This window comes from Amycolatopsis thailandensis, from assembly GCF_002234405.1.
GTDB classification, from domain to species: domain Bacteria; phylum Actinomycetota; class Actinomycetes; order Mycobacteriales; family Pseudonocardiaceae; genus Amycolatopsis; species Amycolatopsis thailandensis.
Window position 1 is genome coordinate 63,581 of the sequence record NZ_NMQT01000033.1, and the last position, 26,890, is coordinate 90,470.

Genomic DNA, 26,890 nt, shown 5'->3' on the forward strand with positions numbered 1-26,890 from the left:
GCGTGACAAGGGCGGTGGGATGACAACGATCGGGAGGACAGCGATGATCAAGCGTCTGTTGAAGGTCGTGCTTCGCCACGGTTGCTGCTCGGCGTGCACCGGTCAGGGCTGCGGCTGCTGCGACGCCTGCAAGTAGGTCAGGGGCGGACACCCGCTATGTGGGTGTTCGCGCGGCGGACGTCGGCGGCGAGGGCCCCTACCTCGATCACCCGGCGTCCGGCCGCCTCCAGTGTCTCGGCGCCGACGCAGTCGACGAACACCGACGGCTCGCGCCAGGCGAAAACGACACGCGGGATGCCGGCGTCGAGGATGAGCTGGGTGCAGCTTCGCGGATGTGACGTCCGCGAGCTGCACGGCTCCAGCGACGTGTACATCGTCGCCTCCGCCAGCCTCGGGTCTCCGGGTTCGAGTTTGGCGAGCGCGGCTTCTTCGGCGTGGTCGGTGGGATCGCCGTCGCCCGAGTAACCGGTGGAGATCACTTCGCCGTCGGCGTCGGTGATGACAGCGCCGACGCGGAAAGTGCGCGGCGGGCAGTTCTCGGCCAGCGCGATGGCCTCACGCAGCCGCAGAATGTCCACTTCGGACGGTTCCGGTGTCGCGTGGTACTCCAGCACGGCGATGTCACCCAGCCGGGTGCTGTCGACGAGCTTGAGCCCGCGCGGGAAGGCGCCCGGGCCGGTGAACCTCGGAGCCCGCGGGTCACCGACGAAGAACGGCGCGACGGCCAGGTGCAGTTCATCGACGAGCCCCTCGGTGAGGAACTGCGTGTGGATCGCGCCGCCGCCTTCGACCATCAGCCGCCGGATGCCGCGCGCGTGGAGGTCGGCCAGCATGCCGCGCAGATCCACCAGTTCGACGACGGTCGCCTTCACGCTCGTGACGACGCCAGGCGGAGCGTAGACCAGCTTCTCCGCCTCCCCCACGGTGAAGAACTGCGCCGCCGGATCGAGTGACCCGCTCCGGGTGAGGGTGACCTTGACCGGCTGCTCCGGACGTCCGGCGGCGACCCGTTCCGCGACCAGCTCCGGCGACCGGACCAGCAGGCGGGGGTTGTCCGCGCGCACCGTGTTCGCGCCGACGAGGATCGCGTCCGACGCCGCGCGCAACCCGTCCACCCTGGCCCAGTCCTCGTCGCCGGACAGCACCAGGCGGGTGTCGGTCGCGTCGTCGAGGTAGCCGTCCAGCGAGACCGCGGCGGACAACAGGATGTGGGGTCGTTCGATCACGTCCGCCAGTATGCCCCCGCGAAATTCGGTCGCACCTCGGACGCGCGCGGGCTAGGGTGGCCCGATGATCTTGTGAGACGAACCTGCGCCCTCATCCCACCTCCTTCGCAGGGAGTCTCATGTCTTCTTCCTTGACGCTTTCCGACGTCACCTTCACCTGGCCCGACGGCGTCCCGGTGTTCGAGCACCTTTCGCTCACCATCGGGGCCGGTCGCACCGGCCTGGTCGGCACCAACGGCTCCGGTAAGTCCACGCTGCTCAGGCTGCTCGCCGGCCGCCTCGAGGCCACCACGGGCTCGGTGACCGCGCCCGCCGAACTCGGCTACCTGCCCCAGAACCTCGTCCTCGACACCGATCGCCGGGTCGACGACGTGCTGGGCGTCACCGCGATCCGCGCGGCCATCAGGGCCGTCGAAAGCGGCACGGCAACCGAGGAGCACTTCGCCGCCATCGGCGACAACTGGGACGTCGAGGAGCGCACCCGCGCGATCCTCGACCGGCTCGGCCTGGGCGCTGTCCGGCTGGACCAGCGGGCGGGTGAGCTGTCCGGTGGCGAGCTCACGCTGCTCGGGCTGGCCGCCCTGCTCCTGCGCCGTCCCGCCGCGCTGCTGCTCGACGAGCCGACGAACAACCTCGACCTGCGGGCGCGCGAACTCGTGCACCGCGAGGTCGCGGGCTGGGGCGGGATCCTCGTGGTCGTCTCGCACGATCGCGAACTGCTCCGCCTGGTCGACCGGATCGCCGAGGTCCGCGACCTCGAGGTCACCCTGTACGGCGGCGATCTCGCGGACTACGAGCACGCCGTCGAGGTCGCCCAGGAGGCCGCGCGGAGGCATCTGCGCGCGGCGGAAGCGTGCGTCAAGCGGCAGAAGCGGGAGCTGATCGAAGCCGGGATCAAACTCGCCCGGCGGGCCCGCTACGGCCAGAAGATGTGGGACCAGAAGCGGGAACCCAAGGTGCGGATGCGCAAACGTCAGGAGGACGCGCAGATCGCCGCGGGCAAGCACCGGAACCTGCACACCGACAGGCTGGAGGGCGCCGTCGAAGCGCTCAAGGCCGCCGGGGAACTGGTGCGCGAGGACGCCGAGATCCGTGTCGAACTGCCGGAGACCACGGTCTTCCGGGGGACGGACGTGCTCCGGATCGATGCCGTGCCCCGGTTCGGCCCGCCGGTGAACCTGCACGTCATGGGCCCTGAACGGATCGCGCTCACCGGCCCGAACGGTTCGGGGAAGACCACCCTGCTCCGCACGATCACGGGCGAACTCCCGCCGAAATCGGGCGAAGTCGGGCTGTTCGTCCCCGCCAGGCTGCTCCCCCAGCGGCTCGACATCCTCGACGACGCACTGTCCATTGTGGACAACGTGCGGCTGGTCGCGCCGTCGCTCACGGACAACGAGATCCGCGCGCGGCTGGCGCGGTTCCTGTTCCGGGGAACGACGGCCGACCGCGAGGTGGCGTCGCTGTCCGGTGGGGAACGGTTCCGGGCGGCGCTGGCGACACTGCTGCTGACCGAACCCACGCCGCGACTGCTGCTGCTCGACGAGCCGACGAACAACCTCGACCTGGCGAGTGTCCGCCGGCTCACCGAGGCGTTGCTGGCCTATCGGGGCGCGCTGATCGTGGCGAGCCACGACCGGCCGTTCCTCGCCGACATCGGCATCACCCGATGGCTCCCTCTCCGCGTTTAGTCCTCTGGATGCGGTACTTGCGCGCGCAACTACCGCATCCAGAGGACGAATTGCGGGTGGTCAGGCGTCGAAGTCCACGGTGACGGCTTCGGACACCGGCACGGACTGGCAGGTGAGCACGAAACCGGCGTCGACCTCGACCTTCTCCAGGGCGAAGTTGCGCCGCATGTCCACCTTGCCGTCGCAGATCTTCGCCCGGCAGGTCCCGCACACGCCGCCCTTGCAGGCGAACGGCAGGTCCGGGCGGTACTTCTGCGCGCCGTCGAGCAGGGAGGAGTTGCGCGGTAGCGTCATCGTCGTCGACCGGCCGTCGAGGACCAGCGTCACCTCGCTGGACGAACCCACGACGGCCGGGTCGACGTGGTGCACCGGCTCCGGCGGAGTGTCCACATAGAACAGTTCCTGGTGGATCTTCTCCTCGGCGACGTCCAGGGACCGCAGCAATTCCTGCGCACCGGTCACCATCTCGAACGGCCCGCACAGCCACCAGTGCGCGACGTCCTCGACCGGGATCAGCACGGTGCACAGGCGCCGCAGCTTCTCGACGTCGAGGCGTCCGGTGAACAGTTCGGCCTCGCGCGGCTCCCGGGAGAGCACGTGGACGAGTTCGAGCCGTGCCGGATAGCGGTCCTTCAGGTCCGCGAGGTCGTCGGCGAACATGACGGTGTCCGTGCGGCGATTGCCGTAGAGCACGGTCACCGTGGCGTCGGAATCGCTGAGCAGCGAGGACGCGATCGACAGCACCGGCGTGATCCCGGATCCGGCCGCGATCAGCACGTGATGCCCGGGAACGTCCAGTTCGGGGCTGAAGTTGCCGGTGGGCGGCGCGACCTCGATCTCGTCGCCGCGTTTCACGTCGCGCACGAGCCAGGACGAGAACAATCCACCCGGCACCTCGCGGACGCCGACCCGCGGCGCGGCACCGGCGGGCGCGCAGATCGAGTACGAGCGGCGCTCGTCGCGGCCGTCGACCTCGCGGCGCAGGGTCAGCGACTGGCCCGCCTTGAACCGGAAGGTCTCGGCGAGGTCTTCGGGGACGTCGAAGGTCACCGCGACGGCGTCGTCGCACAAGCGCTGGACGTCCGCCACCTTCAGGGTGTGAAACCCGGTGCGGCGCAGGATCGCGGTCACTAGATCTCCTTGACGTGTTCGAACGGTTCGAGGCAGAACCGGCAGCGGCGCAAGGCTTTGCACGCCGTCGCGCTGAAACGAGACTGCTCTTCGGTGTCCGCGGAACCGCAGTGCGGGCAGCGGACCGAAGACACCGCCGGGCTCAGCGTGAGCGGGATCGGGCCGGTCCGCCGCGGCGCGGCCCCCGGCGGCGCGATCCCGGCCTCGGCCAGTTTCCGTTTGCCGTCTTCGGTGATCCAATCGGTGGACCACGCCGGCTGCAGCACCGTGCGGACCTCGACGTCGCCGTAGCCCGCGCCGGTGAGCGCGTGCACGAGGTCGTCGCGCATGGTGTCCATCGCCGGGCAGCCGGTGTAGGTCGGGGTGATCGCCACGACCACGCGACCGTCCTCTTCGGACACTTCGCGCAGCACGCCGAGGTCGGCGAGGGTGAGCATCGGCAGTTCCGGGTCGGTGACCGTGGCCGCCACGGCGTACGCGGTCACCATGTCGCGTCCGGATGTTCCCTGGCGACGCTCTGCAGGGTCGCCAGCAGGTAGCCCATCCGCTCGGTGTGCACGCCGTCGCGGCCCATCCGGCCGGAGACACCGGCGAGCGCGCCGACCTCGGGCCGTGTCAAGTGAGCGACGGCCAGCACCTGGTCGAGGATCGCGTCGAACTCCGGCCGCAGCGACGGCGACTCGACGAACTCGGCCTCGTGCGCGGTGAAAAGCTCGCCCACGTAAGGCCAGACCGCGTCGAGGCCTTCCTGCATGCGCTCGTGGGACAGCTCGGTGCCGTCGCCGAGACGGACGGCCCACTGCGCGGCGTAGTCGCGGTGGTAGGCGACTTCCTTGACGCCCTTGTCCGCGATGGCCGCGAGCACGGGGTCCACAGAGGACTGAAGCTGTTGCAGCAAAGCGAGGCGCCAGATCGAGAACACCAGCAGCCGCGCGATCAGGTGACCGAAGTGCCCGCCTTCGAGCTCGGCGAGCCGGACGTTGCGGTACTCCTGCTCGCTCCGGAAGAAGGCGTACGAATCCTCGGTGCGGTCGCTGCCGTCGGCCTTGCCCGCGCGGGCCAGCAGCAGCCGCGCCTGCCCGAGCAGGTCGAGCGCGATGTTGGCGATCGCGACCTCGTCCTCCAGTTCGGGCGCGTTCGTGCACCACTCCTGGAGCCGGTGCGAGAAGATCAGCGCGTCGTCGCCGAGCATCAAGCAGTAGGCCGCCAGGCGCGCGCCGTCCACACCGGACGGGACCGTGGTGTCCACACCGGACAGCGGGTCCTCGAAGCCGGTGCCGAAGGCCCAGCGGGAGTCGTTCTCCTCGGTGATCGCCTCGTAGGCGTTGTCGAAGCTCATGTCAGATGTGGGGAACGTTGTCGGGGATGTCGTAGAACGTCGGGTGCCGGTACACCTTGTCGCCGCTGGGCGCGAAGAACGGGTCCTTCTCGTCCGGCGAGGACGCGGTGATGTCGGACGCGCGCACGACCCAGATCGACACGCCTTCGTTGCGGCGGGTGTACAGATCCCGCGCGTGGTGCAGAGCCATGTCGTCGTCCGCCGCGTGCAGCGAACCGACGTGGACGTGGTTCAGCCCGCGCTTGCCCCGGACGAACACCTCGTACAGCGGCCAGTCGTGTTTCATGCCGAGGCACCCTTCTTCGCGGCGTGGGCGGCCGCGGCTTCCCGCACCCACGCGCCGTCTTCCTGGGCCCGCCGCCGGTGCGCGACGCGCTGGGCGTTGCAGGGGCCGTTGCCCTTCAACACATTCTTGAACTCGTCCCAGTCGACGGCGCCGAAGTCGTAGTGCCCGCGTTCGGCGTTCCACTTCAGGTCCGGGTCCGGGAAGGTGACACCCAGCGCCTCGGCCTGCGGAATGGACATGTCGACAAAGCGTTGCCGAAGCTCGTCGTTGGTGTGGCGTTTGACCTTCCACGCCATCGACTGCGCGGTGTTCGGCGAATCCGCGTCCGGCGGGCCGAACATCATCAGCGACGGCCACCACCAGCGGTTCACCGCCTCCTGCACCATTTCGCGCTGCTCCGGCGTGCCGCGCATCATGGTCATCAGCAGTTCGAAGCCCTGTCGCTGATGGAAGGACTCCTCCTTGCAGATGCGGATCATCGCGCGGGCGTACGGCCCGTACGAGCTGCGGCACAACGGGACCTGGTTGCAGATCGCCGCGCCGTCGACCAGCCAGCCGACCACGCCGACGTCGGCGAAGGTCAGCGTCGGGTAGTTGAAGATCGACGAGTACTTCTGCTTGCCGTTGATCAGCTTGTCGGTCAGGTCCGCGCGGTCGGCGCCGAGGGTGGCCGCCGCCGAGTACAGGTACAGCCCGTGTCCGGCCTCGTCCTGCACCTTCGCGAGCAGGATCGCCTTGCGCCGCAACGAAGGCGCGCGGGTGATCCAGTTGCCCTCGGGCTGCATGCCGATGATCTCCGAATGCGCGTGCTGCGCGATCTGGCGGATCATCGTCTTGCGGTAGCCCTCGGGCACCCAGTCGCGCGGCTCGATGCGCTGGTCACGCTCGATGGTCGCTTCGAAGTGCTTTTCGAGGTCTTCTTCCGGCAACGTCGCGGTCATGACTGCTCCTTCGCCACCAGGGTCAGCACGTCGTACTTGGCGACCGAGTCACCGTCGGCGTTGGTGACGTCGGCGTCCCAGCGGACTTCGCCGTACTCCTGGTCGATGCGCGGGGTGATCTGCTTGGCGGTCAAGGTGACGGTGAGGGTGTCGCCGACCTTGACCGGCGTGAGGAACCGCAGGTTCTCCAGGCCGTAGTTGGCCAGCACCGGGCCGGGTTCCGGCGAGACGAACAGGCCGGCGGCGAAGGAGACCACGAGGTATCCGTGCGCCACGATCCCGCCGAACAGCGGGTTCGCCGCCGCGGCTTCGGGGTCTGTGTGCGCGTAGAAGGTGTCGCCGGTGAACTCGGCGAAGTGGTCGACGTCGGACTGGAGGACCTCGCGCGGTCCGGCGACGACGGAGTCGCCGATCTTCAGCTCCGCCAAGGACTTCCGGAACGGGTGGACGTCACCCTCGGTGCGCGGTGCACCCGTGACCCAGCGGCCGGTGACCGCGCTCAGCACGGCGGGCGAGCCCTGGACCGCCGTGCGCTGCATGTGGTGCAGCACGCCGCGGACGCCGCCCATCTCCTCGCCGCCACCGGCGCGGCCGGGGCCGCCGTGCACCAGCTGCGGCATCGGCGAACCGTGGCCGGTGGACTCCTTGGCGTCGTCGGCGTCCAGCACCAGCAGACGGCCGTGATACGGCGCGACCCCGAGGACGACGTCACGCACGAATCCCTGGTCGGCGGAAACGATCGAACCGACGAGGCTGCCGCCGCCGCGGGCGGCGAGCTCGATGACCTGCTCGGTCGAGGTGTAGGGCAGCAGCGTCGAGACCGGACCGAACGCCTCGACCTCGTGCGGCTCGGAACGCTCCGGATCCGCCTTCAGCAGCACCGGCGAGATGAACGCGCCGCGCTCGGCGTCCGCGCCGACGACGTCGACCTGCTCCGGGTCACCGAAGACGACCGTGCCGACGTCCAGCAGCGCCTTGAGCGACCGCCGGACCTCCTCGCGCTGCTCCAGGCTGGCCAGGGCGCCCATCCGGACGCCCTCGGCGGTCGGGTTGCCGACGGTGGTCTTCGCCAGCCGCGCGCTCGCGGCCTCGGCGACGGCGTCCAGCAGGTCGGCGGGGACGAAGGCGCGGCGGATGGCGGTGCACTTCTGGCCCGCCTTGACCGTCATCTCGGTGGTCAGCTGCTTGACGAAGAGATCGAACTCGGTGGTGCCGGGTTTGGCGTCCGGGCCGAGGATCGACAGGTTCAGCGAGTCGGCCTCGGCGTTGAACCGAACGGAGTTGCGCACGATCGCGGGGTGCGCGCGCAGCTTCTGCGCGGTGGACGCGGAGCCGGTGAACGAGACGAGGTCCTGCGCCGTGACGTGGTCGAGCAGGTCGCCGACGCTGCCCGCGACGAACTGCAGCGTGCCCTCGGGCAGGATGCCGGATTCGATGATGATCTCGACCAGCCGCGCGGTGAGGTACGCCGTCTGGCTGGCCGGTTTGATCAGGCTCGGGACACCGGCGAGGAACGCGGGCGCGAACTTCTCCAGCGGACCCCAGACGGGGAAGTTGAAGGCGTTGATCTGGACGGCGACGCCGCGCAGCGGGACGGCGATGTGCTGGGCGACGAAGGTGCCGCCCTTGCTCAGCGGCTCGACGTTGCCGTCGACGTAGACGGTGTCGTTCGGGAGTTCGCGCTTGCCCTTGCTGGAGTAGGCGAACAGCACCCCGATGCCGCCGTCGATGTCGACCATCGAGTCACCCTTGGTGGCGCCCGTCCTGGCCGAGAGCGCGTACAGCTCCTCACGGTGTTCGCGCAGGTGGGAGGCCAGGGCCTTCAGCAACGCGGCACGCTGGTGAAAGGTCAGCTCGCGCAGCGCGGGGCCGCCGACGCGGCGGCCGTGCTCCAGCGCGGCGGCGAAGTCGATGCCGTCGGAGGAGACCCGGGCGACCTCCTCGCCGGTCGAGGCGTCGTGCAGCGGTACGCCGTCGGTGTCCGCCGTGTGCCACCCGCCGGAGACGTAGCTGCGCAGCAATGCCATGAGGGCCGACCCTTCAGTGGTGGTATTTACAGACCGTCCGTTCAGTAATTGACTGTAGCTCGTGACCGGGGTCTTGCAAACCCCCTGACGGCGGTGGACCCTTGACATCTGCCCGAAAACACGCCTTTACTGGCGACACTCTTTAACAACCGTCCGTTCGGTCAGTAACTAGGTGGTTTCGGTTTGACTAACGCCGCGCACACGATGTTCGCCGACGACCTGGCCTCCAACGCGCTGGGCATCGAGCTGGTCGAGGCCGCCGAAGGGCACGCCGTCGCCACCATGCGGATCACCGAGACGATGGTCAACGGGCACGACATCGCGCACGGCGGCTACGTCTTCCTGCTGGCCGACACGACGTTCGCGTGCGCCTGCAACAGCCACGGTCCGGTGACCGTCGCGTCCGGCGCGGAGATCTCGTTCGTCGCCGCGGGCAAACTCGGCGACCACCTCATCGCCACCGCCACCGAGCGGACCCGCTACGGCCGCAACGGCATCTACGACGTCACCGTGCACCGGGAGACCCCCGACGGGCCGGAGGTCGTCGCCGAATTCCGCGGCCGCAGCCGCACCATCCAGAAGGCGTGACGATGACTTTCAGCGACGAAGCCGAGAACCTGACCATCGACGAACTCCAGGCGCTGCAACTGAAACGCCTCCGGTGGACGCTGCGGCACGCCTACGACAACGTGCCGTTCTACACCCGGAAGTTCGACGAGGCCGGGGTTCACCCGGACGACTGCAAGGCGCTGGAAGACCTGGCGAAGTTCCCCTTCACCACCAAACAGGACCTGCGCGACAACTACCCGTTCGGCATGTTCGCCGTCCCGGAATCGCAGGTCAGCAGGATCCACGCTTCCAGCGGGACCACCGGGAAACCGACCGTCGTCGGGTACACGGCCGAGGACATCGACACCTGGGCGACGGTGATGGCGCGGTCGATCCGCGCGGCGGGCGGGCGGCCGGGCGACAAGGTCCACGTGGCCTACGGGTACGGCCTGTTCACCGGCGGGCTCGGCGCGCACTACGGCGCGGAAAAGCTGGGCTGCACGGTGATCCCCGCGTCCGGTGGCATGACCGCGCGCCAGGTGCAGATCATCACCGATTTCGAACCCGAGATCATCATGGTCACCCCGTCGTACATGCTGACGCTGCTCGACGAGTTCGAACGGCAGGGCATCGACCCGCAGGCGAGCTCGCTCAAGGTCGGCATCTTCGGCGCCGAGCCGTGGACCGAGCAGATGCGCACGGAGATCGAGGAGCGCGTCGGCATCGACGCCGTCGACATCTACGGCCTGTCCGAGGTGATGGGCCCCGGCGTCGCGCAGGAATGCGTCGAGACCAAGGACGGGCTGCACATCTGGGAGGACCACTTCTTCCCCGAGGTGATCGACCCGTTCACCGAGAAACCCACCGACGCCGAGGGCGAACTGCTGTTCACGTCGCTCACGAAGCAGGCGCTGCCGATCATCCGGTACCGCACGCGCGACCTCACCCGGCTGCTGCCGGGCACCGCGCGGCCGGCGTACCGGCGGATGGAGAAAGTGACCGGGCGCAGCGATGACATGATCATCCTGCGTGGCGTCAACGTCTTCCCCACGCAGATCGAGGAAGTCGTGCTGGTGACCCCCGCGCTCGCGCCGCATTTCCAGCTGATCCGGTCCACGAAGGGCCGGATGGACCACCTGACCGTCCGCGTCGAGGCGCGCCCGGACGCGAACCCCGACCAGCGCGCCGAGGCCGCCGCCCGGCTGATCGCGGGAGTCAAGGACGGGGTCGGCGTGAGCGTCGGCGTCGAGGTCGTCGACCCGGACACGCTGGAGCGGTCGCTGGGCAAGATGCGCCGCGTTCTCGACGAACGGGACCGCGGGTGAGCACCCCCGCCCGCCGAGGCCGGCCCGGTTACGACCTCGAGTCGCTGCTGCAGGTCGCGGTGAAGCTGTTCAACGAACGCGGCTACGACGGCACCAGCATGGAGGACCTCTCCCGGAAGCTCGGCATCACGAAATCCGCGATCTACCACCACGTGCCGAGCAAGGAGGAACTGCTGCGGCTCGCCGTCGACCGCGCGCTGAACGGCCTGTTCGCCGTCGCTCTGGAGACGGAGTCGTTCGAGGGCCGGGCGATCGAAAAGCTCGAACATCTGGTGCGGGGCAGTGTCCTCGTGCTGATCGAGCAGCTGCCGTTCGTGACGCTGCTGCTGCGGGTGCGCGGCAACACCAAGATCGAACGGGCGGCGCTGGCGCGGCGGCGCGAATTCGACCGGCTGGTGACGGACCTGGTGAAACAGGCCGAAACCGAGGGCGACGTGCGGCCCGACATCGATCCCGCGGTCACCGCGCGGCTGCTGTACGGCATGGTGAACTCGCTGATCGAGTGGTACCGGCCGCGCCGGGGCTCGGCGGGGACGGAACTGGCGGACGCGGTGTGCAAGATCGCTTTCGACGGCCTGCGGGCTTAGCTTCAGCCGGGGTTCCAACCGGATCTCGCGTGCCGAGGGCCGTGACTCGCGTGCTTGAGGGCGGAACACACGTGCTTGAAGCCGGATCTCGCGTGCCTGGAGCCGGAACGGCTTCAAGCACGCGAGTCACGGCTTCAAGCACGCGAGATCCGCCTCTGATCACGCGAGTTCCGCCTTCAGTCACTCCCCCGCGGCCGTGGGCGGGCGTCGCGCCTGCCAGATCAGCGCGTCACGCAACTGCTGGATGAGCTGCTCGTCGTCGGCCTCCGACGGATCGCCCCCGAGCGGGATCCAGCGTTCGCCGACCTCGACCCCGTTCTCGAAACTGGTGATGACGATCCCCGCGTAGGAGACGCTCTCTTCCGCGGTGTCACTTTGGATCCGGACGTCACGATGCTGCAACCGGACACTGACCCACCGCCCGACGCGGCGAACCGGATCGCGTTCAGCACTGGTCATTCGTCCCTACCCATGGCACCCGGTCCCCCCGCCCCGAACGTCGGTTCGAAGCCTCTCGGAGTTACCTGCGGGTCGTTCCGAATGAGTAACGGCAGGCGGCGGACTGAAACAGTTACGCTCGGACCGTGAACACCGATCCGGAGACACCCGTTCTCTCAGGTCGGCGCCGCCTCGAACCGGCGGCCCGGCGCGCCGAGATCCTGGCGGCGGCCCGGCGGCTGTTCGGCGAGGGCACCTACGCATCGGTTTCGACCTCGGAAATCGCGAAGGCGGCCGGGGTGGCGAGGCCGCTGATCAACCACTACTTCGGCGGCAAGCGCGAGCTGTACCTGGAAGTCGTCCGGCAGATGATGATCGTCCCGGCGCCGGTGATCGAGAACCTCCCCGACACGACCGCCGAGGAGCGGCTCGCCATCAGCGTCCGGCACTGGATCGAGGTCGTCGAGCGCAACGAACAGGCGTGGCTGACGGCGATCGGGCCGGAGGCCGTCGGCCGTGACCCGGACATCGAGCGGATCATGTTGGAGGGTGACGAGATCGCCGCCGACAGGGTGCTCGCGGCCGCGTTGATGAGTGACGTCACGGAGGGTCGCGAAGAGCTCCGCGCGATGATCCGGTCGTACGGCGGGATGCTGCGCGCCGCGTCACGCGAATGGCTGGTCCGCGGCACGCTCGGCCGGGACGAGCTGCGGGTCTTCCTCACCGATTCGATCCTGCACCTGCTGCGGGTCACCTACCCGGCCGTGCTCGCAACGCGTTCCGCCGGGCGTAAGCCGCCGGCGTCATCCCCTTCCAGCGCTTGAAGGCGTAGATGAAACTCGACGCCTCGGCGTAGCCCAGCCGCAGCGCGACGTCCTCGACGCTGAGCGCGCCGGTGTCCAGCATCTCCTCGGCGAGGGCCTGGCGGACCTCGTCCAGCAGCGCGCGGTAGCCGGTCCCGGCCTCGAACAGCCGGCGTCGCAGCGTGCGCGGGCTGAGCGCGAGCCGCCGCGCGACCTCCTCCATCCCGGCGTCGACCCCGCCGAGGCGCACCAGCCGCTCCCGGACCTGCTGGGCGATCCCGGATCGCTCGCGTTTCCGCGACACCAGCAGATCGCATTGCGCGGCGCAGACCGCGACCGTCTGATCGTTGGCCTGCGGCAGGGGCTTGTCGAGGAACAGCGGATCCAGGGTCGCGACCTGTGACGACGCCGAGAACGACGGCGCGAGCCCGAAGGTCCGCACGTATTCGTCCACAGTGGAGGGTTTGTCGTGCCGGAAAGCCAGCGAGCGCAGGGAGATTTCCGGCAGGATGTCGCGCATGACGGTGTGGATGGCGCCGAGGTCGCGTAGCACCAGGAAACGGGCGACGTCGCCCGGCACGCGGCTGTCGTCCATGGTCAGCGCGAGCCGCCCGGCTTCGACGGTCACGTGCGGGATGCAGAACGTGAAACTCAGGTCCAGGTACCGCAGGGCGAACCGCATCGCGTCGCCCAGCGTCGGGCTGCTGATGCACGCGAAACCGAAGATGCCGAAGGCGCTGACGCGGTATCGCCTGCTCAGCCGCAGCGCGACGTCGTCCCCGCCGCCGAGCCCGCGCACCAGGCTCCGGACCACCGCCAACTCCTGGCGCGCGTCGACCTGGCCGTCGATCGGGGCGTGCTCGTAGGACTCCAATCCCGCGACGCCGTTCTCGGCGGCGAAGCGGGCCATGAGCACGATGCTCGCCGTCCCGCGCGGGTAGTCCCAGTCGCGGATCACCGGCGGCGGTAGTTCCATGGCCGGGATTATGGATCCCCGGGCAACGACCGGCGCATTGAGGACCATAACTGTCCTTGATCCTGATTAGGGTGAGCGGCATGTCCGACACGTTGAGCAGGCGCGCGCTGAACCGCGCCATGCTGGACCGGCAACTGCTGCTCCGGCGTTCGAAGATGACCGCGCTCGAAGCGGTCGAGCATCTCGCCGGGTTGCAGGCGCAGGCGCCGAACCCGCCGTACTTCGCGCTGTGGACGCGGCTGCACGGCTTCAGCCAGGAAGACCTGGCGAGCCTGCTGCTGGACAAGAGTGTCGTGCGGATCGCGCTCATGCGCGGCACGGTGCACCTGGTGACGCCGTCCGACGCGCTGGCGTGGCGGCCGATCGTGCAGCCCCTCTACGACCGCGCGGTGCTCGGCAACACCCAGTTCGGCCCCGACATCAAGGACCTCGACCACCAGGAGATCGCCCGCACCGCCCGCAAACTGCTCGGCGAACGGCCGCTTTCGTCCGCCGGGCTCGGCGCCGAACTCGCGAAGCACTGGGAGGGCGTGGCGCCGTCGTCGCTGGTGCACGTCGCGCGGGCGCTGCTGCCGCTGGTGCAGATCCCGCCGCGCGGTGTCTGGGGCAAGTCGGGGCAGCCGACGTATCAGACCACCGGGGACTGGCTCGGCGCCGAACCGGACGAGTCGCTGTCCCCCGAAGCGATGTTCCGGCGCTATCTGGCCGCGTTCGGGCCGGCCAGTGTGCAGGACGCGCAGGCGTGGGCCGGGATCACGAAGCTCGGTGAGGTCGCCGAGCGGCTGCGGCCGGAACTGCGGACGTTCCGTGACGAGAACGGCCGCGAACTCTTCGACCTGCCCGATGCCCCTCGCCCGGATCCGGACACTCCCGCGCCGGCCCGGCTGCTGGGGCCGTTCGACCAGACCGTCCTGTCCTACGCCGACCGCACCCGGGTGATCAGCGACGAGTACCGCAAGACCGTCATCACACAGAACGGCCTGGTCAAGGGCACCATCCTGGTCGACGGGTCGGTGAAGGGCTTCTGGGAGATCAAGTCGGTGAAGAAGGCGGCTTCGGTGGTGATCACGCCGTTCGAGCGCGTCCCGAAGCGGGATCTGGACACCCTCGAAAGCTCCGCGTACCGCCTCCTGGCCTGGGCCCACCCGAAGGCCGAGAGCCACTCGGTGCAATTAGTCCTCTGAATGCGGTAGTTGACAACGCGAACTACCGCATTCAGAGGACGAAACGCAGGAGGGCGTGGCCGAAAATCTCGATTGAGTGTCCGTTTGTGCACTTCCGAGCGGTGAGCGCGGTGCGTACCTTCGATCGGCATGGGCGAGACGAGCGTGCTGATCGTAGGGACGGGCTTCGGCGGAGTCGGGATGGCGATCGAGCTCAAACGGGCCGGGTTCGACGACTTCACCATCTTGGAGAGCGCCTCCGAACCCGGCGGCGTCTGGCGGGAGAACACGTATCCCGGCGCGGGCTGCGACATCCCGTCGCCGCTGTACTCGTTCTCCTACGAGCCCAATCCCGACTGGCCGAAGCGCTTCTCGCTGCAACCGGATATCCACGACTACCTCAAACGCGTGGTGCGCCGCTACGGTCTCGAACCGCACATCCGCTTCGACACCCGCGTCACCGGCGCGGCCTTCGACGAGGAACGCGGGCTCTGGCGGGTCGAGACCGCGGGCGGCGAGACGTTCGAAGCGAACGTCTTCATCCCCGCCGTCGGCCAGCTCTCGCGACCGGCCCAGCCGGACATCCCCGGTCAGGAGTCCTTCGAGGGCATCAGTTTCCACTCCGCCCGCTGGGATCACGACGTCGACCTGCGCGGCAAGAAGGTCGCGGTGATCGGCACCGGCGCGAGCGCGATCCAGTTCGTGCCCGAACTCCAGCGCCAGGCGGGCGAGCTGACGGTGTTCCAGCGGACCGCGCCGTACATCATGGCCAAACGGGACACCCACTACCGGCGCTGGCAGCAGCGGCTGTTCCGGCACCTCCCGGCCACGCAACTGCTCGGCAGGCTCCGGATCTTCCTCCTCGCCGAGTACGCGACCTACGCGATGACCAAACATCCTTTCCTGGCCAAGGTCTTCGAACTACGGACGGCCCAGCTGCGCCGCCGTCACATCAAGGACCGGGCGCTGCGCGAGAAACTCACCCCGGACTATCCGCTGGGCTGCAAGCGGATCCTGTTCACCAACGACTACCTGCCCGCGCTCGCACAGCACAACGTCGCCGTGGAGACCCGGCGCATCAGCGCGATCACGCCGTCCGGAGTGCTCACCGAAGACGGTGTCGAGCACGAGGCCGACGTCATCGTCTACGGGACCGGATTCGCGGCCAAGGACTTCCTCGGCGAGATCAAGGTGGAGGGTCTCGGCGGCAGGTCGCTGTCCGACGCGTGGAAAGGCGGCGCGCGGGCGTACCTCGGCATGACCGTGCCGGGGTTCCCGAACCTGTTCTGCGTCTACGGGCCCAACACGAACCTCGGCGCGGGCTCCATCATCTACATGATCGAACGGCAGGCCCGCTACATCCGCCAGGCCGTCGAGCACCTGAGCCGCCCCGAAGTGTCCTATATGGACGTCGTCCCGGAGGTCGAGCAGCGGTACGACGACGAGGTCCAGGGACGGCTCGGCGACAGTGTCTGGACGGACTGCGCCAGCTGGTACCGCCAGGACGACGGCCGCGTGAGCACGAACTGGCCGGGTCTGGTGACCGAGTACGACCGCCGGACGAAGACGCTGGACCTCGGCGACTACCGGACGGCGGGACCGCGATGAACTACGACGTGCTGGTGATCGGCTCCGGTTTCGGCGGCAGCGTGACCGCGTTGCGGCTCACCGAGAAGGGTTACCGCGTCGGTGTGCTGGAGACCGGCCGCCGGTTCGCCGACGACGAGTTCGCGAAGACCTCGTGGCGGCTGCGGAAGTACCTGTGGGCCCCGAAACTGGGCTGCTACGGGATCCAGCGGCTGACCTTGCTGAAGAACACCTTCGTGTTGAGCGGCGCGGGGGTCGGCGGCGGTTCGCTCGTCTACGCGAACACGCTCTACGAACCCCCGGACACCTTCTACGAAGACCCGCAGTGGGCCCACATCACCGACTGGAAAGCCGAGCTCGCCCCGCATTACGACCAGGCGAAGCGGATGCTGGGCGTGACGGAAAACCCGCTGGTCACCCCGGCGGACAACGTACTGCGCGAGGTCGCCGAGGACATGGGCATCGCGGACACCTACCGGCCGACCCCGGTCGGCGTGTACTTCGGGAAGCGTGACGTCGACCCGTACTTCGGTGGCGAGGGCCCACGACGGAATCCGTGCACGCACTGCGGCGAGTGCATGACCGGCTGCCGTGTCGGCGCGAAGAACACGACCGTCAAGAACTACCTGTACCTGGCCGAGAAAGCGGGCGCGGAGGTCCATCCGCTGACCACCGCGGTGTCGGTGCGGCCGATCGACGGCGGGTACGCGATCGACACCGTCCGGACCGGGCGCTGGGCCCGCCGGACCTTCACCGCCGAGCAGGTCGTGTTCGCCGCCGCGTCCCTGGGCACCCAACGGCTTCTGCACTCGTCGAAGGACTCCGGAACGCTGCCGGGGCTGTCACCGCGCCTGGGTCTGCTCGCCAGGACGAACTCCGAGGCCGTGCTCGCCGCGCGGTCGCTGCGGAAGGACACGGACTTCACCCGCGGCGTCGCGATCACGTCGTCGATCCATCCCGACGCCGTCACGCACGTCGAACCGGTGCGCTACGGCAAGGGCAGCAACTTCATGGGCCTGCTGACGACGGTGCTCGTCGACGCCGAACCGGGCAAGCGCCGGTGGGCGCTCGGCGTGCGCGAGCTGTGGCGGAACCGGCGGAACCTCGTGCGGCTGCACAACCCGCGGCGCTGGTCGGAGCGGATGGTCGGGCTGCTGGTGATGCAGACGCTGAACAATTCCGTGACCACGTACACGAAACGCGGGCCCTTCGGCCGCCGGATGACCACGAAACAGGGCATCGGCGACCCGAACCCCGAGTGGATCCCGGCCGGGCACGAGGTCACCCGGCGGGTGGCGGACAAGATCGGCGGGCTCGCGCAGGGCGCGTGGACGGATCTGGCGAACATCCCCATCACCGGGCATTTCATCGGCGGGTGCGCGATCGGCGAGAGCGCCGAGACCGGCGTCGTCGACCCGTACCAGCGGGTGCACGGCTACCCGGGGCTGCACATCGCCGACGGGTCGGCGATCTCGGCGAACCTGGGGGTGAACCCGTCGCTGACCATCACCGCGCAGGCGGAACGCGCGATGTCGTTGTGGCCCAACAAAGGTGAGGCGGACCCGCGGCCGCCGCTCGGCTCCCCTTACCGGCGGCTGTCCCCCGTCGCTCCGCTGAAGCCGGTCGTTCCTCCCGAGGCCCCGGCGGCCCTGCGGTTGCCGCTCACGCCCCTCTGACCCGCATGCGTTTCGTCCTCTGGATGCGGTAGTTCGCCCTGCCAACTACCGCATCCAGAGGACGAAACGCGTGAAATGGAAAGGGCGAGGCACCGTCGCCCGCGCGACAACGGTGCCCCGCCCCGGTCTAGGCGATCATCACGGGAGGCCGGCCAGGCCCGCGCTCACCGTGTTCGACCACGCGTAGCCCTGCGAGGCGTCCCAGTTGATCGACCAGGTCATCGCGCCCCGGATCGTGGGGTACGTCGTCGACGGCTTGAACGAACCGCAGTTCGTGCCCTTCGCGAGACAGTTCAGCGCGTTGACCGTGTTGCCGGGCGCCTGGTAGCCGCCGCCCGCGGCCGAACCCGAGGCGGGCAGGCCGAGCCCGACCTGGTCGGGTCGCAGGCCGCCCTGCAACTGGAGGCAGGCCAGCGAGGTGAGGAAGTCGACCGTGCCCTGCGAGTAGACCTTCTGGTCGCAGCCGAGCATCGCGCCGCTGTTGTAGTACTGCATGTTGACGATCGTCAGGATGTCCTTGACGTTCAGCGCCAGCTTGAAGTACTCCGCGCCGGTGCTCTGCATGTCGATCGTCTGCGGCGCCATAGTGATGACCGTGCCGCCGCCCGCGTGGATCGCCCGCAGCGCCTGCGCCATGTAAGTGGCGTTGACGCCGTTCTCGAGGTCGATGTCGACGCCGTCGAAGCCGTAGTTCGCGATGAGCGACTTCATGCTGTTGGAGAAGTTCGTCGCCGCGGCCGAGGAGTCGACGCGGATCGTGCCCTTCTCGCCGCCGACGGACAGGATGACCTTCTGCCCGCGCGCCTGCGCCGTCTTGATGTCGGCCTTGAACTGCGCGTCGGTGTAGCCGCCGAGCTGGCTCGACAGACCGGAGTCGAGGGTGAAGGTGACCGCGCCCGGCGTCGTCGTCGCGTCCGCGAAGGACACCGCGATGATGTTGTACTTCGTCGGGACGTCGGCGAGCTTGAGCGCCTTCGCGCCGTTGTAGAAGTTCTGCCAGTACCCGGTGATCACGTGCTTCGGCAGGTCGCCCGGGTTCGGGTTGGTCGTCGTGGTCGTCGGCGGGTTCGACGTGGTCGGCGAGGTGCTGGTGGTGGGCGACGACGTGGTCGTCGTCGGCGTCGTGGTGGGCGAGCCGCCCGGGCCGTCGAGGTTGACGTCGTCGGCGAAGTACGCGGGCTGGCCGTACCAGCCGTGCAGGTAGATCTCGACGCTGGTGGTGGACGCGCCGGTGGTGAAGTTCAGCGACAGCTGCGACCAGCTGGCGCCGCCCGGGGTCCAGGTGTTCTTGTCACCCGTTCCGGTGCCGGTGACACCCAGGTAGGTGTAGCTGCCCTGCACCCAGGCCGACAGCGTGTACGCGGTGTTGGGCTTGACGGACACGCTCTGCGAACAGCGGGCGTTGTCCTGTCCGGCCGGGGTGGCGCTGAGCGCGCGGCTGCCCGAGTGGACCGGCGTGCTGACCACCGAGGAGGTACCGGAGCAGTTCCAGCCGCTCGTGGTCCCGAGTTCGAAGCCCGGGTTGGTCAGGATGTTGGCGGCCGAGGCGCTGCCCGAGACCGCGAAAGTCACCCCCAGGCACACGGCCAGTGACGACAGCAGGGCGAGGAACGCGTGTTTCGGCTTGACTTTCACTACTGGCCTCCACGAACGGGTGATGTCGGCCACATCAAAATGGTACAGACCAATCCACCTGTCAAGGGTTCGCTTAGGGGAGGCCATACGAAAGTCGGCTCGGCACGAGCGGCAGAATGCAGGGTCCGAGAGCACCCGAGGGCGGATTCAGGAGCGTGGGAGTGAGCGTGCAGGGCCTGCAGACAGTCGAGCAGAAGATCGCCGAAGAACTCGGCGTGCGCGAGGGGCAGGTCAAGGCGGCCGTCGACCTGCTGGACGGCGGATCGACCGTGCCGTTCATCGCCCGGTACCGCAAGGAAGTCACCGGGATGCTGGACGACGCCCAGCTGCGCACGCTCGAAGAACGCCTCCGCTACCTGCGGGAACTCAACGAGCGCCGGGTCGCGGTGCTGGAGTCGATCCGCAGCCAGGGCAAGCTGGACGAGGCGCTCGAAGCGTCGATCATGGCGGCGGACACCAAGTCCCGCCTCGAGGACATCTACCTGCCGTACAAGCCCAAGCGGCGGACGAAGGCGATGATCGCCCGCGAGGCCGGTCTGGAGCCGCTCGCCGACGGGCTCATGAACGACCCGAACACCGACCCGCAGGCCGCCGCCGCGGTGTTCGTCGACGCCGACAAGGGTGTCGCGGACGCGCAGGCCGCGCTGGACGGCGCCCGCGCGATCCTCGTCGAACGCTTCGCCGAGGACGCCGACCTCATCGGCGAGCTGCGCGAGAAGATGTGGTCCGAAGGCCGCCTGGCCTCGAAGGTCCGCGACGGCAAGGCCGAAGAAGGCGCGAAGTTCTCCGACTACTTCGAGTTCTCCGAGCCCTACACCAAGCTCCCCTCGCACCGGATCCTCGCGATGCTGCGCGGCGAGAAGGAGGAGATCCTCGACCTCACGATGGAGTCGGAGGAGCCTTCCGAGGAGCCGAAGACCGGGCCGACCGAGTACGAGAACCGCATCGCGCACAAGTTCGGCATCGCCAACGAAGGCCGTCCCGGCGACAAGTGGCTCGGCGACACCGTCCGCTGGGCGTGGCGGACGAAGATCCTGCTGCACCTGGGCATCGACCTGCGGATGCGGTTGCGTCAGTCCGCCGAGGACGACGCCGTCCGCGTGTTCGCCGCGAACCTGCGCGACCTGCTGCTCGCCGCCCCGGCGGGCACCCGCGCCACGATGGGCCTCGACCCGGGTTTCCGCACCGGCGTCAAGGTCGCCGTGGTCGACGCGACCGGCAAGGTCGTCGCCACCCACGTGATCTACCCGCACCAGCCGGCGAACAAGTGGGACCAGTCCATCGCCGAACTCGCCGCCCTGTGCGCACGGCACGACGTGGACCTGATCTCGATCGGCAACGGCACCGCGTCGCGCGAGACCGACAAGCTCGCCGGCGAGCTGATCAAGAAGCACCCGGAACTGAAGCTGACCAAGGCCGTCGTCTCCGAGGCGGGCGCGTCGGTGTACTCGGCGTCGGCGTTCGCGTCGCAGGAACTGCCGGGCATGGACGTCTCGCTGCGCGGCGCGGTGTCCATCGCGCGGCGGCTGCAGGACCCGCTGGCGGAACTGGTGAAGATCGACCCGAAGTCGATCGGCGTCGGGCAGTACCAGCACGACCTGTCGGAGATCTCGCTGTCGCGTTCGCTCGACGCGGTGGTCGAAGACTGCGTGAACGCGGTCGGCGTGGACGTCAACACCGCGTCGGCGCCGCTGCTGACCCGCGTCTCGGGCATCACGACGACGCTGGCGGAGAACATCGTCGCGCACCGCGACGAGAACGGGCCGTTCAAGACCCGGACCGGGCTCAAGGAGGTCGCGCGGCTCGGCCCCAAGGCCTTCGAGCAGTGCGCGGGCTTCCTCCGCATCCCGGACGGCGACGACCCGCTCGACTCGTCCTCGGTGCACCCGGAGGCCTATCCGGTGGTGCGGCGGATCCTGTCCTCGACCGGTACGGACATCCGTTCGCTGATCGGCAACACGCGGACGTTGCAGGCGCTGAAGCCGACCGAGTTCGTCGATGACACCTTCGGCCTGCCGACGGTGACCGACATCCTCGCCGAGCTCGACAAGCCGGGCCGCGACCCTCGTCCGGCGTTCAAGACCGCGACCTTCGCCGAGGGCGTCGACAAGATCGGCGACCTCAAGCCGGGGATGCGGCTGGAAGGCGTCGTGACGAACGTGGCCGCGTTCGGCGCGTTCATCGACGTCGGCGTGCACCAGGACGGGCTCGCGCACGTCTCGGCGCTGTCGAAGAACTTCGTCAAGGACCCGCGTGAGGTCGTGAAACCGGGCGACATCGTCAAGGTGAAGGTGCTGGAGGTCGACGTGCCGCGCAAGCGGATCTCGCTGACGCTGCGCCTGGACGACGAGCCCGGCAAGCCCGCTCGCGAGCAGGGCGGCCGTGACCGCGGCCAAGGCGGCCAGCGTCAAGGTGGCGGACAGCGCGGCGGCCAGGGCGGGCAGCGCCAGGGTGGCGGCAACCGCGGCGGCCGGGGCGGGAACTCCGGCGGTGGCGGCGGTGGCGCCATGGCGGACGCGCTCCGGAAGGCCGGCTTCGGCAAGTAGGGCTCAGAAGTACATGAAGGCCCCCATCCTGTACCTAGGCGCAAGGATGGGGGCCTTCATGTACTCGGACTACGGGTTCATCGCGTAGGCACCGGAGAGATCGCGGACGAGGGACCACACGTGGTCGAAGCGGGCCGCGTCCACGACCGGCTTCCGGATCGACGCCAGCGCGAGCGCCTGCTGCGCCTCCGTCGACGAAGACTTCCCGTGCAGGTCGATCGCGGCGACGCTGAAGTCCTGCACCAGGATCCCGAAGATCTGGTCGACGACCTCGGTCTCGATGCCGGTGATCTCCGCCTGCTCCAGCACCAGCTGCCCGTAGACGACCAGTGTGAACAGCTCGGTCAGCGCGAGCCCGAAGTCGAGGTCCTGCTGCTGCGCCTCGTCCGGGGCCGCGTCGGTGAACAGCTTCACCAGCGCCTCGGCCTGCTCGGTGAACCGCGCGACGTTCGGGATCGCCGACGCCTTCGCATAGGCCTGGCGCCAGTCGTGGAACCGCACCTTGGACAGCCCGCGCGCGGGGCCCTGGCGGAACAGGAACTCGTCGTCGGCGGCGTCGGTCCGCGTCGGCACGGGCTCGTAGTCCTGCGGCGCGAACAGGTACGCGGGCACGAACTTCGCGATCAGCGCGAGGTTCACCGCCACCGTTCCTTCGAGCTTCGGCAGGCCGTCGATGTCGTTCTTCGACATCGCGAGGTAGGTGTCGGCCTCGAACCCCTTGGCCGCCACCACATCCGCGACCAGGCCGATGACCTTCTGCGCCTCGGTGGTCACCTTCATCTTGGTGATCGGGTTGAACAGCAGGTACCGGCGGTCGTCCGCGTTCGCGCTGCGGAAGTAGTCCACGGCGCGGTCGGAGAACAGCTTCATCGCGACGAGCCGCGTGTAGGCCTCGACGAATTCCCGGCGCACGTGCGGGAAATCGGTGACCTTCTTGCCGTAGAGCACCCGGTTGTGCGCGTGCGTGATCGCCTCGTACAGCGAGTGCGTCGACATCCCGATGCCGCCGAAGCACAGGTTGAACTTGCCGATGTTGACCGTGTTCAGCGCCGCGGAGAACGCTTCGGCGCCGACGTGCAGGATGTCCTCTTCGGACACCGGGTAGTCGTCGAGCTCGAACTCGGCGACGTACATCTGCGACGGGACGACGTTCTTCACCACGCGGTAGTTCGGGTGTTCCGAGTCCGCGTAGAAGAACACGTACTGGTCCGGGCCCTCGACACCGTCGATACGGCCGAACACCGACACGGTCCGCGCGCAGTTCCCGTTGCCGATGTAGTACTTCGACCCGTTCGCGCGGTAGCCGCCCGCACCGTCCGGGGTGAGCACGAGGTCCGACGAGTAGATGTCGGCCCCGTGCTCCTTTTCGGACAGTCCGAACGCGGCGACGCCGCCGGCCGCGAGCGAGTCCGCCGCGCGTTTGCGGGCGGCCTCGTTCGCGCTCTGCCACACCGGGCCCAGGCCGAGGATGGTGACCTGCCACGGGTACCAGTAGTTCAAGCCGTAGAAGCCGAGGATCTCCGACAGGGCCGCGACCCGCGCGGTGTCCCAGCGCTTGTCGGGGTTCCCCTCGGCGTTCGCGCCGGGAGTGAGGAACGTCGAGAACAAGCCTTCCTTGCCCGCGAACTCGATGAAGTCCGCGTAGAAGGTCCGGTCGTGATAGTCCTCGACGAGCTTGCGCTTGCCGCGCTGTTCGAACCACTCGATGGTGGCACGCAGCAGGCGACGCGTCTCCGGGTCGAACTGCCGTGGGTCGTACCCACCCGGGTTCAGCAACAACGCGGTCGCCTTTTCGCTCATGGTCACTCCTGGTCAGCCGAAGTTACTACCCGGTAACCGTAGCGCCTCGCTTCGCCGTCCGGCCACCGAACTCGATCGAAGTCACCCGTCCACGCTCGTCGCGCAGGAAGCGGGCGGCGGGTTTGCGGGGGTCGGCGGCCTTGGCCAGCACGTCTTCACCGACGAAGACGACCTCGAAGGCGGGCGGGGACGGGATGTCCTCGACGTTCACGACCATCTGCCCCCACAGCGCGCCGTCGCGATCGGTGACCTCGAACCCCAGGTCACCGGTCTCGAAACGGCCGAGGTAGTCGGCGAAGTCCGGCAGGCGCACCGGCGCGGCGCTCGCGATCGGCGGCAGTCCCACGAGGTTCTCCAGGCACCAGTCGACGACCCGGGGGCCGAGCACCCCGCCACCCACGCTGTTGGTCAGCACGGTGACCGCGAAGTCCTCTTCGGGCAGGGTCACGAACTCCGACAGCTGGAGGTTGCTCACGTTGCCGCCGTGCCGGACCAGCCGCGCGTCGCCGTGACGCGTACGCAGCCAGCTGAGCCCGACCTCTTCGAACGGCAGCGCCGCCCCGCGCTGCGGCGCGCGCAGGAGGTCACGGGTGGCATCGCTGATCGGCGGCTTGCCCTCGGCCTCGCCGGTCAGGAAGAACCGGGCCCATTTCAGCTGGTCGCCCGCCGTGGACCACAGGCCGCCGCTCGCGCTGCTCGAACGGGTCAGGCCCACGGTGTGCTCGACAGCGGGTGCGCCGTCACGCACCACGTGACCGACGGCGTGACGGCGGGTGAGCACTTCCCACGGCAGGTAATACGACTCGGTCATGCCGAGCGGTTCGAGCAGCCGGACGCGGACCACGTCCTCGAACGCCTCGCCCGCCACCACCTCGACGACCCGTCCGGCCAGCTGGAATCCGGCGTTGCAGTAGGAGAAGACCTCGCCGGGGGCGAAGTTCTGCGGCAACTCGCCGAACCGGTCGACGGCGAGGGACAGCGCGTCGTCACCCCATCCGGTGGCGAGGTCGACGTCGCCGAGGAATCCGGCGGAATGGGTGAGCAGATGCCGCAGGGTCACCTTCCCGCGTGCCTCCGGATCCGCCAGGCGGAGATCCGGGAGGTACTCGACGACCGGCTTGTCCAGGTCGAGCGCGCCGTCTTCGACCAGGGCGAGTACGGCGGCCGCGGCGAAGGTCTTGCTGGTGGAGCCGATCATGAACAGCGTCCCGGGATCGACCGGCAGTCCGGTGTCCACACTGGACACTCCGGTGGCGAACACCGACTCCTCGCCCCGGTACGTCACCCCCACCACGGCCCCGGGGACGGCCGCCCCGCGAGCCTCCTCGTCGAGTACCCCTTGCAGTTCCTGAACGTTCGACACCCGTGTCCCCTTTCGTCCGGTCAGGCCAGCGTTTCACCGCGGCACCCCCGCCGAATCGTGGAAACCGACGAACATCGCCCGCCCGCTTCGTCGGTGGGTGCGATCCGCGTGCGGGGGAAATCACGTAGCCCGGGAGATCACGAACCGGGTACACTGATGTTGCGGTCCGCTCAGTTCTGCCTCGGGCCGCGTTTCGTTGTCGAAGACCACGCGCCGCGGCCCCCGAGGTCTGCGCCGGGCAGGACAACCCTTTCTATCCTTACGGAGACACCAGGGCGCACCCGCGCCCATACGCTTATGAGCACACCTACTTTCACCGAACTCGGCCTGCCCGGAACTCTCGTGGACGCGCTCGCCGAACAGGGCGTCACCAGCCCGTTCCCGATCCAGGCCGCCACACTGCCGCATTCGCTGGCGGGCCGGGACGTCCTCGGCCGCGGCCGCACCGGCTCCGGCAAGACCTACGGCTTCGTGCTGCCCGTCCTCGCCCGGCTCGCCGCGGGCCCGACCCGGCGCCGCCCCGGCCGCCCTCGCGCGCTGGTCCTGGCGCCGACCCGCGAACTGGCCACCCAGATCGAGGCGTCCTTCCTGCCGCTGGCCAAGCCGCTCGGCCTCAAGGTCACGACCATCTTCGGCGGCGTCAGCCCCAACCCGCAGATCACCCGGCTGCGTGACGGCGTCGACATCGTCGTCGCCTGCCCCGGCCGGCTCGCCGACCACATGCGCTCCGGCGAGGCGAAGCTCGACCACGTCGAGATCACCGTGCTGGACGAGGCCGACCACATGGCCGACCTCGGCTTCCTGCCCGACGTCCGGCGCATCATGGCCGAGACCCCGGAGCGCGGGCAGCGGCTGCTGTTCTCCGCGACCCTCGACGCGGGTGTCGACGTGCTGGTCAAGCGCTTCATGCACGACCCGGTCACGCACAGCGTCGACTCGGCGCAGTCGCCGGTCTCGACCATGAAGCACCACGTGCTGCACCTGGAGGAGACCCACCGGCTGCCGGTGCTGATCGACCTCACCGCCGCGCCGGGCCGCACGCTGGTGTTCACCCGGACGAAGCACCGCGCCAAGCAGCTGACGCGCAAGCTCATGGCCTCCGGGGTGCCGGCGGTCGAACTGCACGGCAACCTCGGCCAGACCGCGCGCACCCGCAACCTGGAGGCGTTCGCCTCCGGCGCGGCGAAGACGCTGGTCGCGACCGACATCGCCGCCCGCGGTATCCACGTCGACGACGTCACACTGGTCATCCACGCCGACCCGCCGGTCGAGCACAAGGCGTACCTGCACCGCTCGGGCCGGACGGCGCGGGCCGGGGCGTCCGGCACCGTCGTCACGCTGATGACCGACGCGCAGGTCGGCGACGTCCGCGACCTCACCCGCAAGGCGGGCATCAAGCCGACCACGACGCAGCTCGGCCCCGGCCATCCGCTGCTGTCGGAGCTGGCGCCCGGCGAGCGCTCGTTCACCGCGTCGCCGCGGCGGCCGATCGTGGACACCCGGCCGAAGAAGGTCACCGCCTCCGGCGAGGCCATCCCGGCCAAGGGTGAGGACGAAGAGCGTCCCGCCGGTCGCGGCGCCGGTGGCCGCGGTGCCCGTGGCGGTCGCGGCCGTGGTCCTTCGGCCGGTGGCCGTGGAGCTTCCGGTGGCCGTCGCGGTGGCTCCTCGGACGGCCGCACGCGTCAGCCCCGCTCCGAGGGAGACCGCCGTGGCGGCGCTTCCGCCGGTCAGGGCCGTCGGGCGGGCGAGTCCACCGGACGTCGCGAAGGCGCGCCCAAGGGCGGCCAGGCTCGTCAGGGGC

Annotated in this window: 22 protein-coding genes; 10 read left to right on the forward strand and 12 right to left on the reverse strand. The window is 69.1% G+C overall.

The genetic code is table 11. From position 1 onward, the window contains the following. Positions 1 to 137: 137 nt before the first annotated feature. Positions 138 to 1,226: a dihydrofolate reductase family protein gene (locus tag CFP71_RS10730; protein WP_093933691.1), complete on the reverse strand. Its 1,089-nt coding sequence runs from the start codon at positions 1,224 to 1,226 to the stop codon at positions 138 to 140. Between the two features lie 119 nt (positions 1,227 to 1,345). Between CFP71_RS10730 and CFP71_RS10735 the strand changes: the two genes are divergently transcribed. Further along, positions 1,346 to 2,917 carry an ABC-F family ATP-binding cassette domain-containing protein gene (locus tag CFP71_RS10735; protein ID WP_208635925.1) on the forward strand — a complete coding sequence of 524 codons (1,572 nt, stop codon included), beginning with the start codon at positions 1,346 to 1,348 and terminating at the stop codon, positions 2,915 to 2,917. 60 nt (positions 2,918 to 2,977) lie between these two features. Here CFP71_RS10735 and paaE read toward each other — a convergent pair whose 3' ends face one another. Genes paaE through paaZ form a run of 6 tightly spaced genes read right to left on the reverse strand, consistent with a single transcriptional unit; the run spans position 2,978 to position 8,641 of the window. Continuing rightward, positions 2,978 to 4,048 carry a 1,2-phenylacetyl-CoA epoxidase subunit PaaE gene (gene paaE / locus CFP71_RS10740; protein ID WP_093933692.1) on the reverse strand — a complete coding sequence of 357 codons (1,071 nt, stop codon included), beginning with the start codon at positions 4,046 to 4,048 and terminating at the stop codon, positions 2,978 to 2,980. Beyond that, positions 4,048 to 4,536, reverse strand: a complete 489-nt coding sequence (paaD, locus tag CFP71_RS10745; RefSeq protein WP_093933693.1) for a 1,2-phenylacetyl-CoA epoxidase subunit PaaD — start codon at positions 4,534 to 4,536, stop codon at positions 4,048 to 4,050. Before paaD ends, paaE begins: the two co-directional genes overlap by 1 nt. Then, on the reverse strand, positions 4,530 to 5,387 hold the full coding sequence (gene paaC / locus CFP71_RS10750; protein ID WP_093933694.1) for a 1,2-phenylacetyl-CoA epoxidase subunit PaaC: 858 nt from the start codon (positions 5,385 to 5,387) through the stop codon (positions 4,530 to 4,532). The genes paaD and paaC overlap by 7 nt, the downstream gene beginning before the upstream one ends. 1 nt (position 5,388) lies before the next feature. Next, positions 5,389 to 5,673, reverse strand: a complete 285-nt coding sequence (gene paaB, locus CFP71_RS10755; RefSeq protein WP_005168080.1) for a 1,2-phenylacetyl-CoA epoxidase subunit PaaB — start codon at positions 5,671 to 5,673, stop codon at positions 5,389 to 5,391. Beyond that, positions 5,670 to 6,614 (reverse strand): 1,2-phenylacetyl-CoA epoxidase subunit PaaA, encoded by a 945-nt coding sequence (paaA, locus tag CFP71_RS10760; RefSeq protein WP_093933695.1) that lies wholly within the window; start codon positions 6,612 to 6,614, stop codon positions 5,670 to 5,672. Before paaA ends, paaB begins: the two co-directional genes overlap by 4 nt. Beyond that, the gene (gene paaZ / locus CFP71_RS10765; RefSeq protein ID WP_093933696.1) at positions 6,611 to 8,641 is read right to left on the reverse strand and encodes a phenylacetic acid degradation bifunctional protein PaaZ; all 2,031 of its coding nucleotides are present in this window, start codon (positions 8,639 to 8,641) and stop codon (positions 6,611 to 6,613) included. The genes paaA and paaZ overlap by 4 nt, the downstream gene beginning before the upstream one ends. A gap of 204 nt (positions 8,642 to 8,845) precedes the next feature. Between paaZ and paaI the strand changes: the two genes are divergently transcribed. Genes paaI through CFP71_RS10780 form a run of 3 tightly spaced genes read left to right on the forward strand, consistent with a single transcriptional unit; the run spans position 8,846 to position 11,102 of the window. Next, positions 8,846 to 9,229 carry a hydroxyphenylacetyl-CoA thioesterase PaaI gene (gene paaI, locus CFP71_RS10770; RefSeq protein ID WP_020634304.1) on the forward strand — a complete coding sequence of 128 codons (384 nt, stop codon included), beginning with the start codon at positions 8,846 to 8,848 and terminating at the stop codon, positions 9,227 to 9,229. A 2-nt stretch (positions 9,230 to 9,231) separates the two neighbouring features. Then, positions 9,232 to 10,515, forward strand: coding sequence for a phenylacetate--CoA ligase PaaK (paaK, locus tag CFP71_RS10775; protein ID WP_093933697.1), 1,284 nt, complete (start codon positions 9,232 to 9,234; stop codon positions 10,513 to 10,515). Beyond that, on the forward strand, positions 10,512 to 11,102 hold the full coding sequence (locus CFP71_RS10780; protein ID WP_093933698.1) for a TetR/AcrR family transcriptional regulator: 591 nt from the start codon (positions 10,512 to 10,514) through the stop codon (positions 11,100 to 11,102). The genes paaK and CFP71_RS10780 overlap by 4 nt, the downstream gene beginning before the upstream one ends. Before the next feature lie 180 nt (positions 11,103 to 11,282). On the opposite strand, the gene CFP71_RS10785 is transcribed toward CFP71_RS10780, so the two are convergent. Next, positions 11,283 to 11,561, reverse strand: coding sequence for a hypothetical protein (locus tag CFP71_RS10785; RefSeq protein WP_093933699.1), 279 nt, complete (start codon positions 11,559 to 11,561; stop codon positions 11,283 to 11,285). A 125-nt stretch (positions 11,562 to 11,686) separates the two neighbouring features. Between CFP71_RS10785 and CFP71_RS10790 the strand changes: the two genes are divergently transcribed. Further along, positions 11,687 to 12,364, forward strand: a complete 678-nt coding sequence (locus CFP71_RS10790; RefSeq protein ID WP_093933700.1) for a TetR/AcrR family transcriptional regulator — start codon at positions 11,687 to 11,689, stop codon at positions 12,362 to 12,364. Here the strand turns inward: CFP71_RS10790 and CFP71_RS10795 are convergent. Further along, positions 12,291 to 13,319, reverse strand: a complete 1,029-nt coding sequence (locus tag CFP71_RS10795; protein ID WP_093933701.1) for an AraC family transcriptional regulator — start codon at positions 13,317 to 13,319, stop codon at positions 12,291 to 12,293. The genes CFP71_RS10790 and CFP71_RS10795 overlap by 74 nt on opposite strands. Before the next feature lie 80 nt (positions 13,320 to 13,399). Between CFP71_RS10795 and CFP71_RS10800 the strand changes: the two genes are divergently transcribed. From CFP71_RS10800 to CFP71_RS10810, 3 genes are all read left to right on the forward strand, one after another. Continuing rightward, positions 13,400 to 14,503 (forward strand): winged helix DNA-binding domain-containing protein, encoded by a 1,104-nt coding sequence (locus tag CFP71_RS10800; RefSeq protein ID WP_093933702.1) that lies wholly within the window; start codon positions 13,400 to 13,402, stop codon positions 14,501 to 14,503. Positions 14,504 to 14,632: 129 nt separating this feature from the next. After that, positions 14,633 to 16,090, forward strand: a complete 1,458-nt coding sequence (locus tag CFP71_RS10805) for a flavin-containing monooxygenase (protein ID WP_093933703.1) — start codon at positions 14,633 to 14,635, stop codon at positions 16,088 to 16,090. After that, positions 16,087 to 17,745, forward strand: coding sequence for a GMC oxidoreductase (locus CFP71_RS10810; protein WP_093933704.1), 1,659 nt, complete (start codon positions 16,087 to 16,089; stop codon positions 17,743 to 17,745). The genes CFP71_RS10805 and CFP71_RS10810 overlap by 4 nt, the downstream gene beginning before the upstream one ends. Before the next feature lie 138 nt (positions 17,746 to 17,883). Here the strand turns inward: CFP71_RS10810 and CFP71_RS10815 are convergent, their stop codons facing one another. Next, positions 17,884 to 19,380, reverse strand: coding sequence for a chitinase (locus CFP71_RS10815; RefSeq protein WP_093933705.1), 1,497 nt, complete (start codon positions 19,378 to 19,380; stop codon positions 17,884 to 17,886). Between the two features lie 161 nt (positions 19,381 to 19,541). Here CFP71_RS10815 and CFP71_RS10820 point away from each other — a divergent pair, with 161 nt between their 5' ends. Then, positions 19,542 to 21,926 (forward strand): Tex family protein, encoded by a 2,385-nt coding sequence (locus tag CFP71_RS10820; RefSeq protein ID WP_167406070.1) that lies wholly within the window; start codon positions 19,542 to 19,544, stop codon positions 21,924 to 21,926. A gap of 69 nt (positions 21,927 to 21,995) precedes the next feature. Here the strand turns inward: CFP71_RS10820 and CFP71_RS10825 are convergent, their stop codons facing one another. Next, positions 21,996 to 23,726 (reverse strand): acyl-CoA dehydrogenase family protein, encoded by a 1,731-nt coding sequence (locus CFP71_RS10825; protein WP_167406071.1) that lies wholly within the window; start codon positions 23,724 to 23,726, stop codon positions 21,996 to 21,998. Between the two features lie 25 nt (positions 23,727 to 23,751). Then, a complete protein-coding gene (locus CFP71_RS10830; RefSeq protein ID WP_093933706.1) occupies positions 23,752 to 25,089 on the reverse strand; it encodes a serine hydrolase domain-containing protein in 1,338 nt (445 codons plus the stop codon). A gap of 297 nt (positions 25,090 to 25,386) precedes the next feature. Here CFP71_RS10830 and CFP71_RS10835 point away from each other — a divergent pair. After that, a partial coding sequence (locus CFP71_RS10835) for a DEAD/DEAH box helicase (RefSeq protein WP_208635926.1) occupies positions 25,387 to 26,890 on the forward strand: 1,504 nt, incomplete at its 3' end.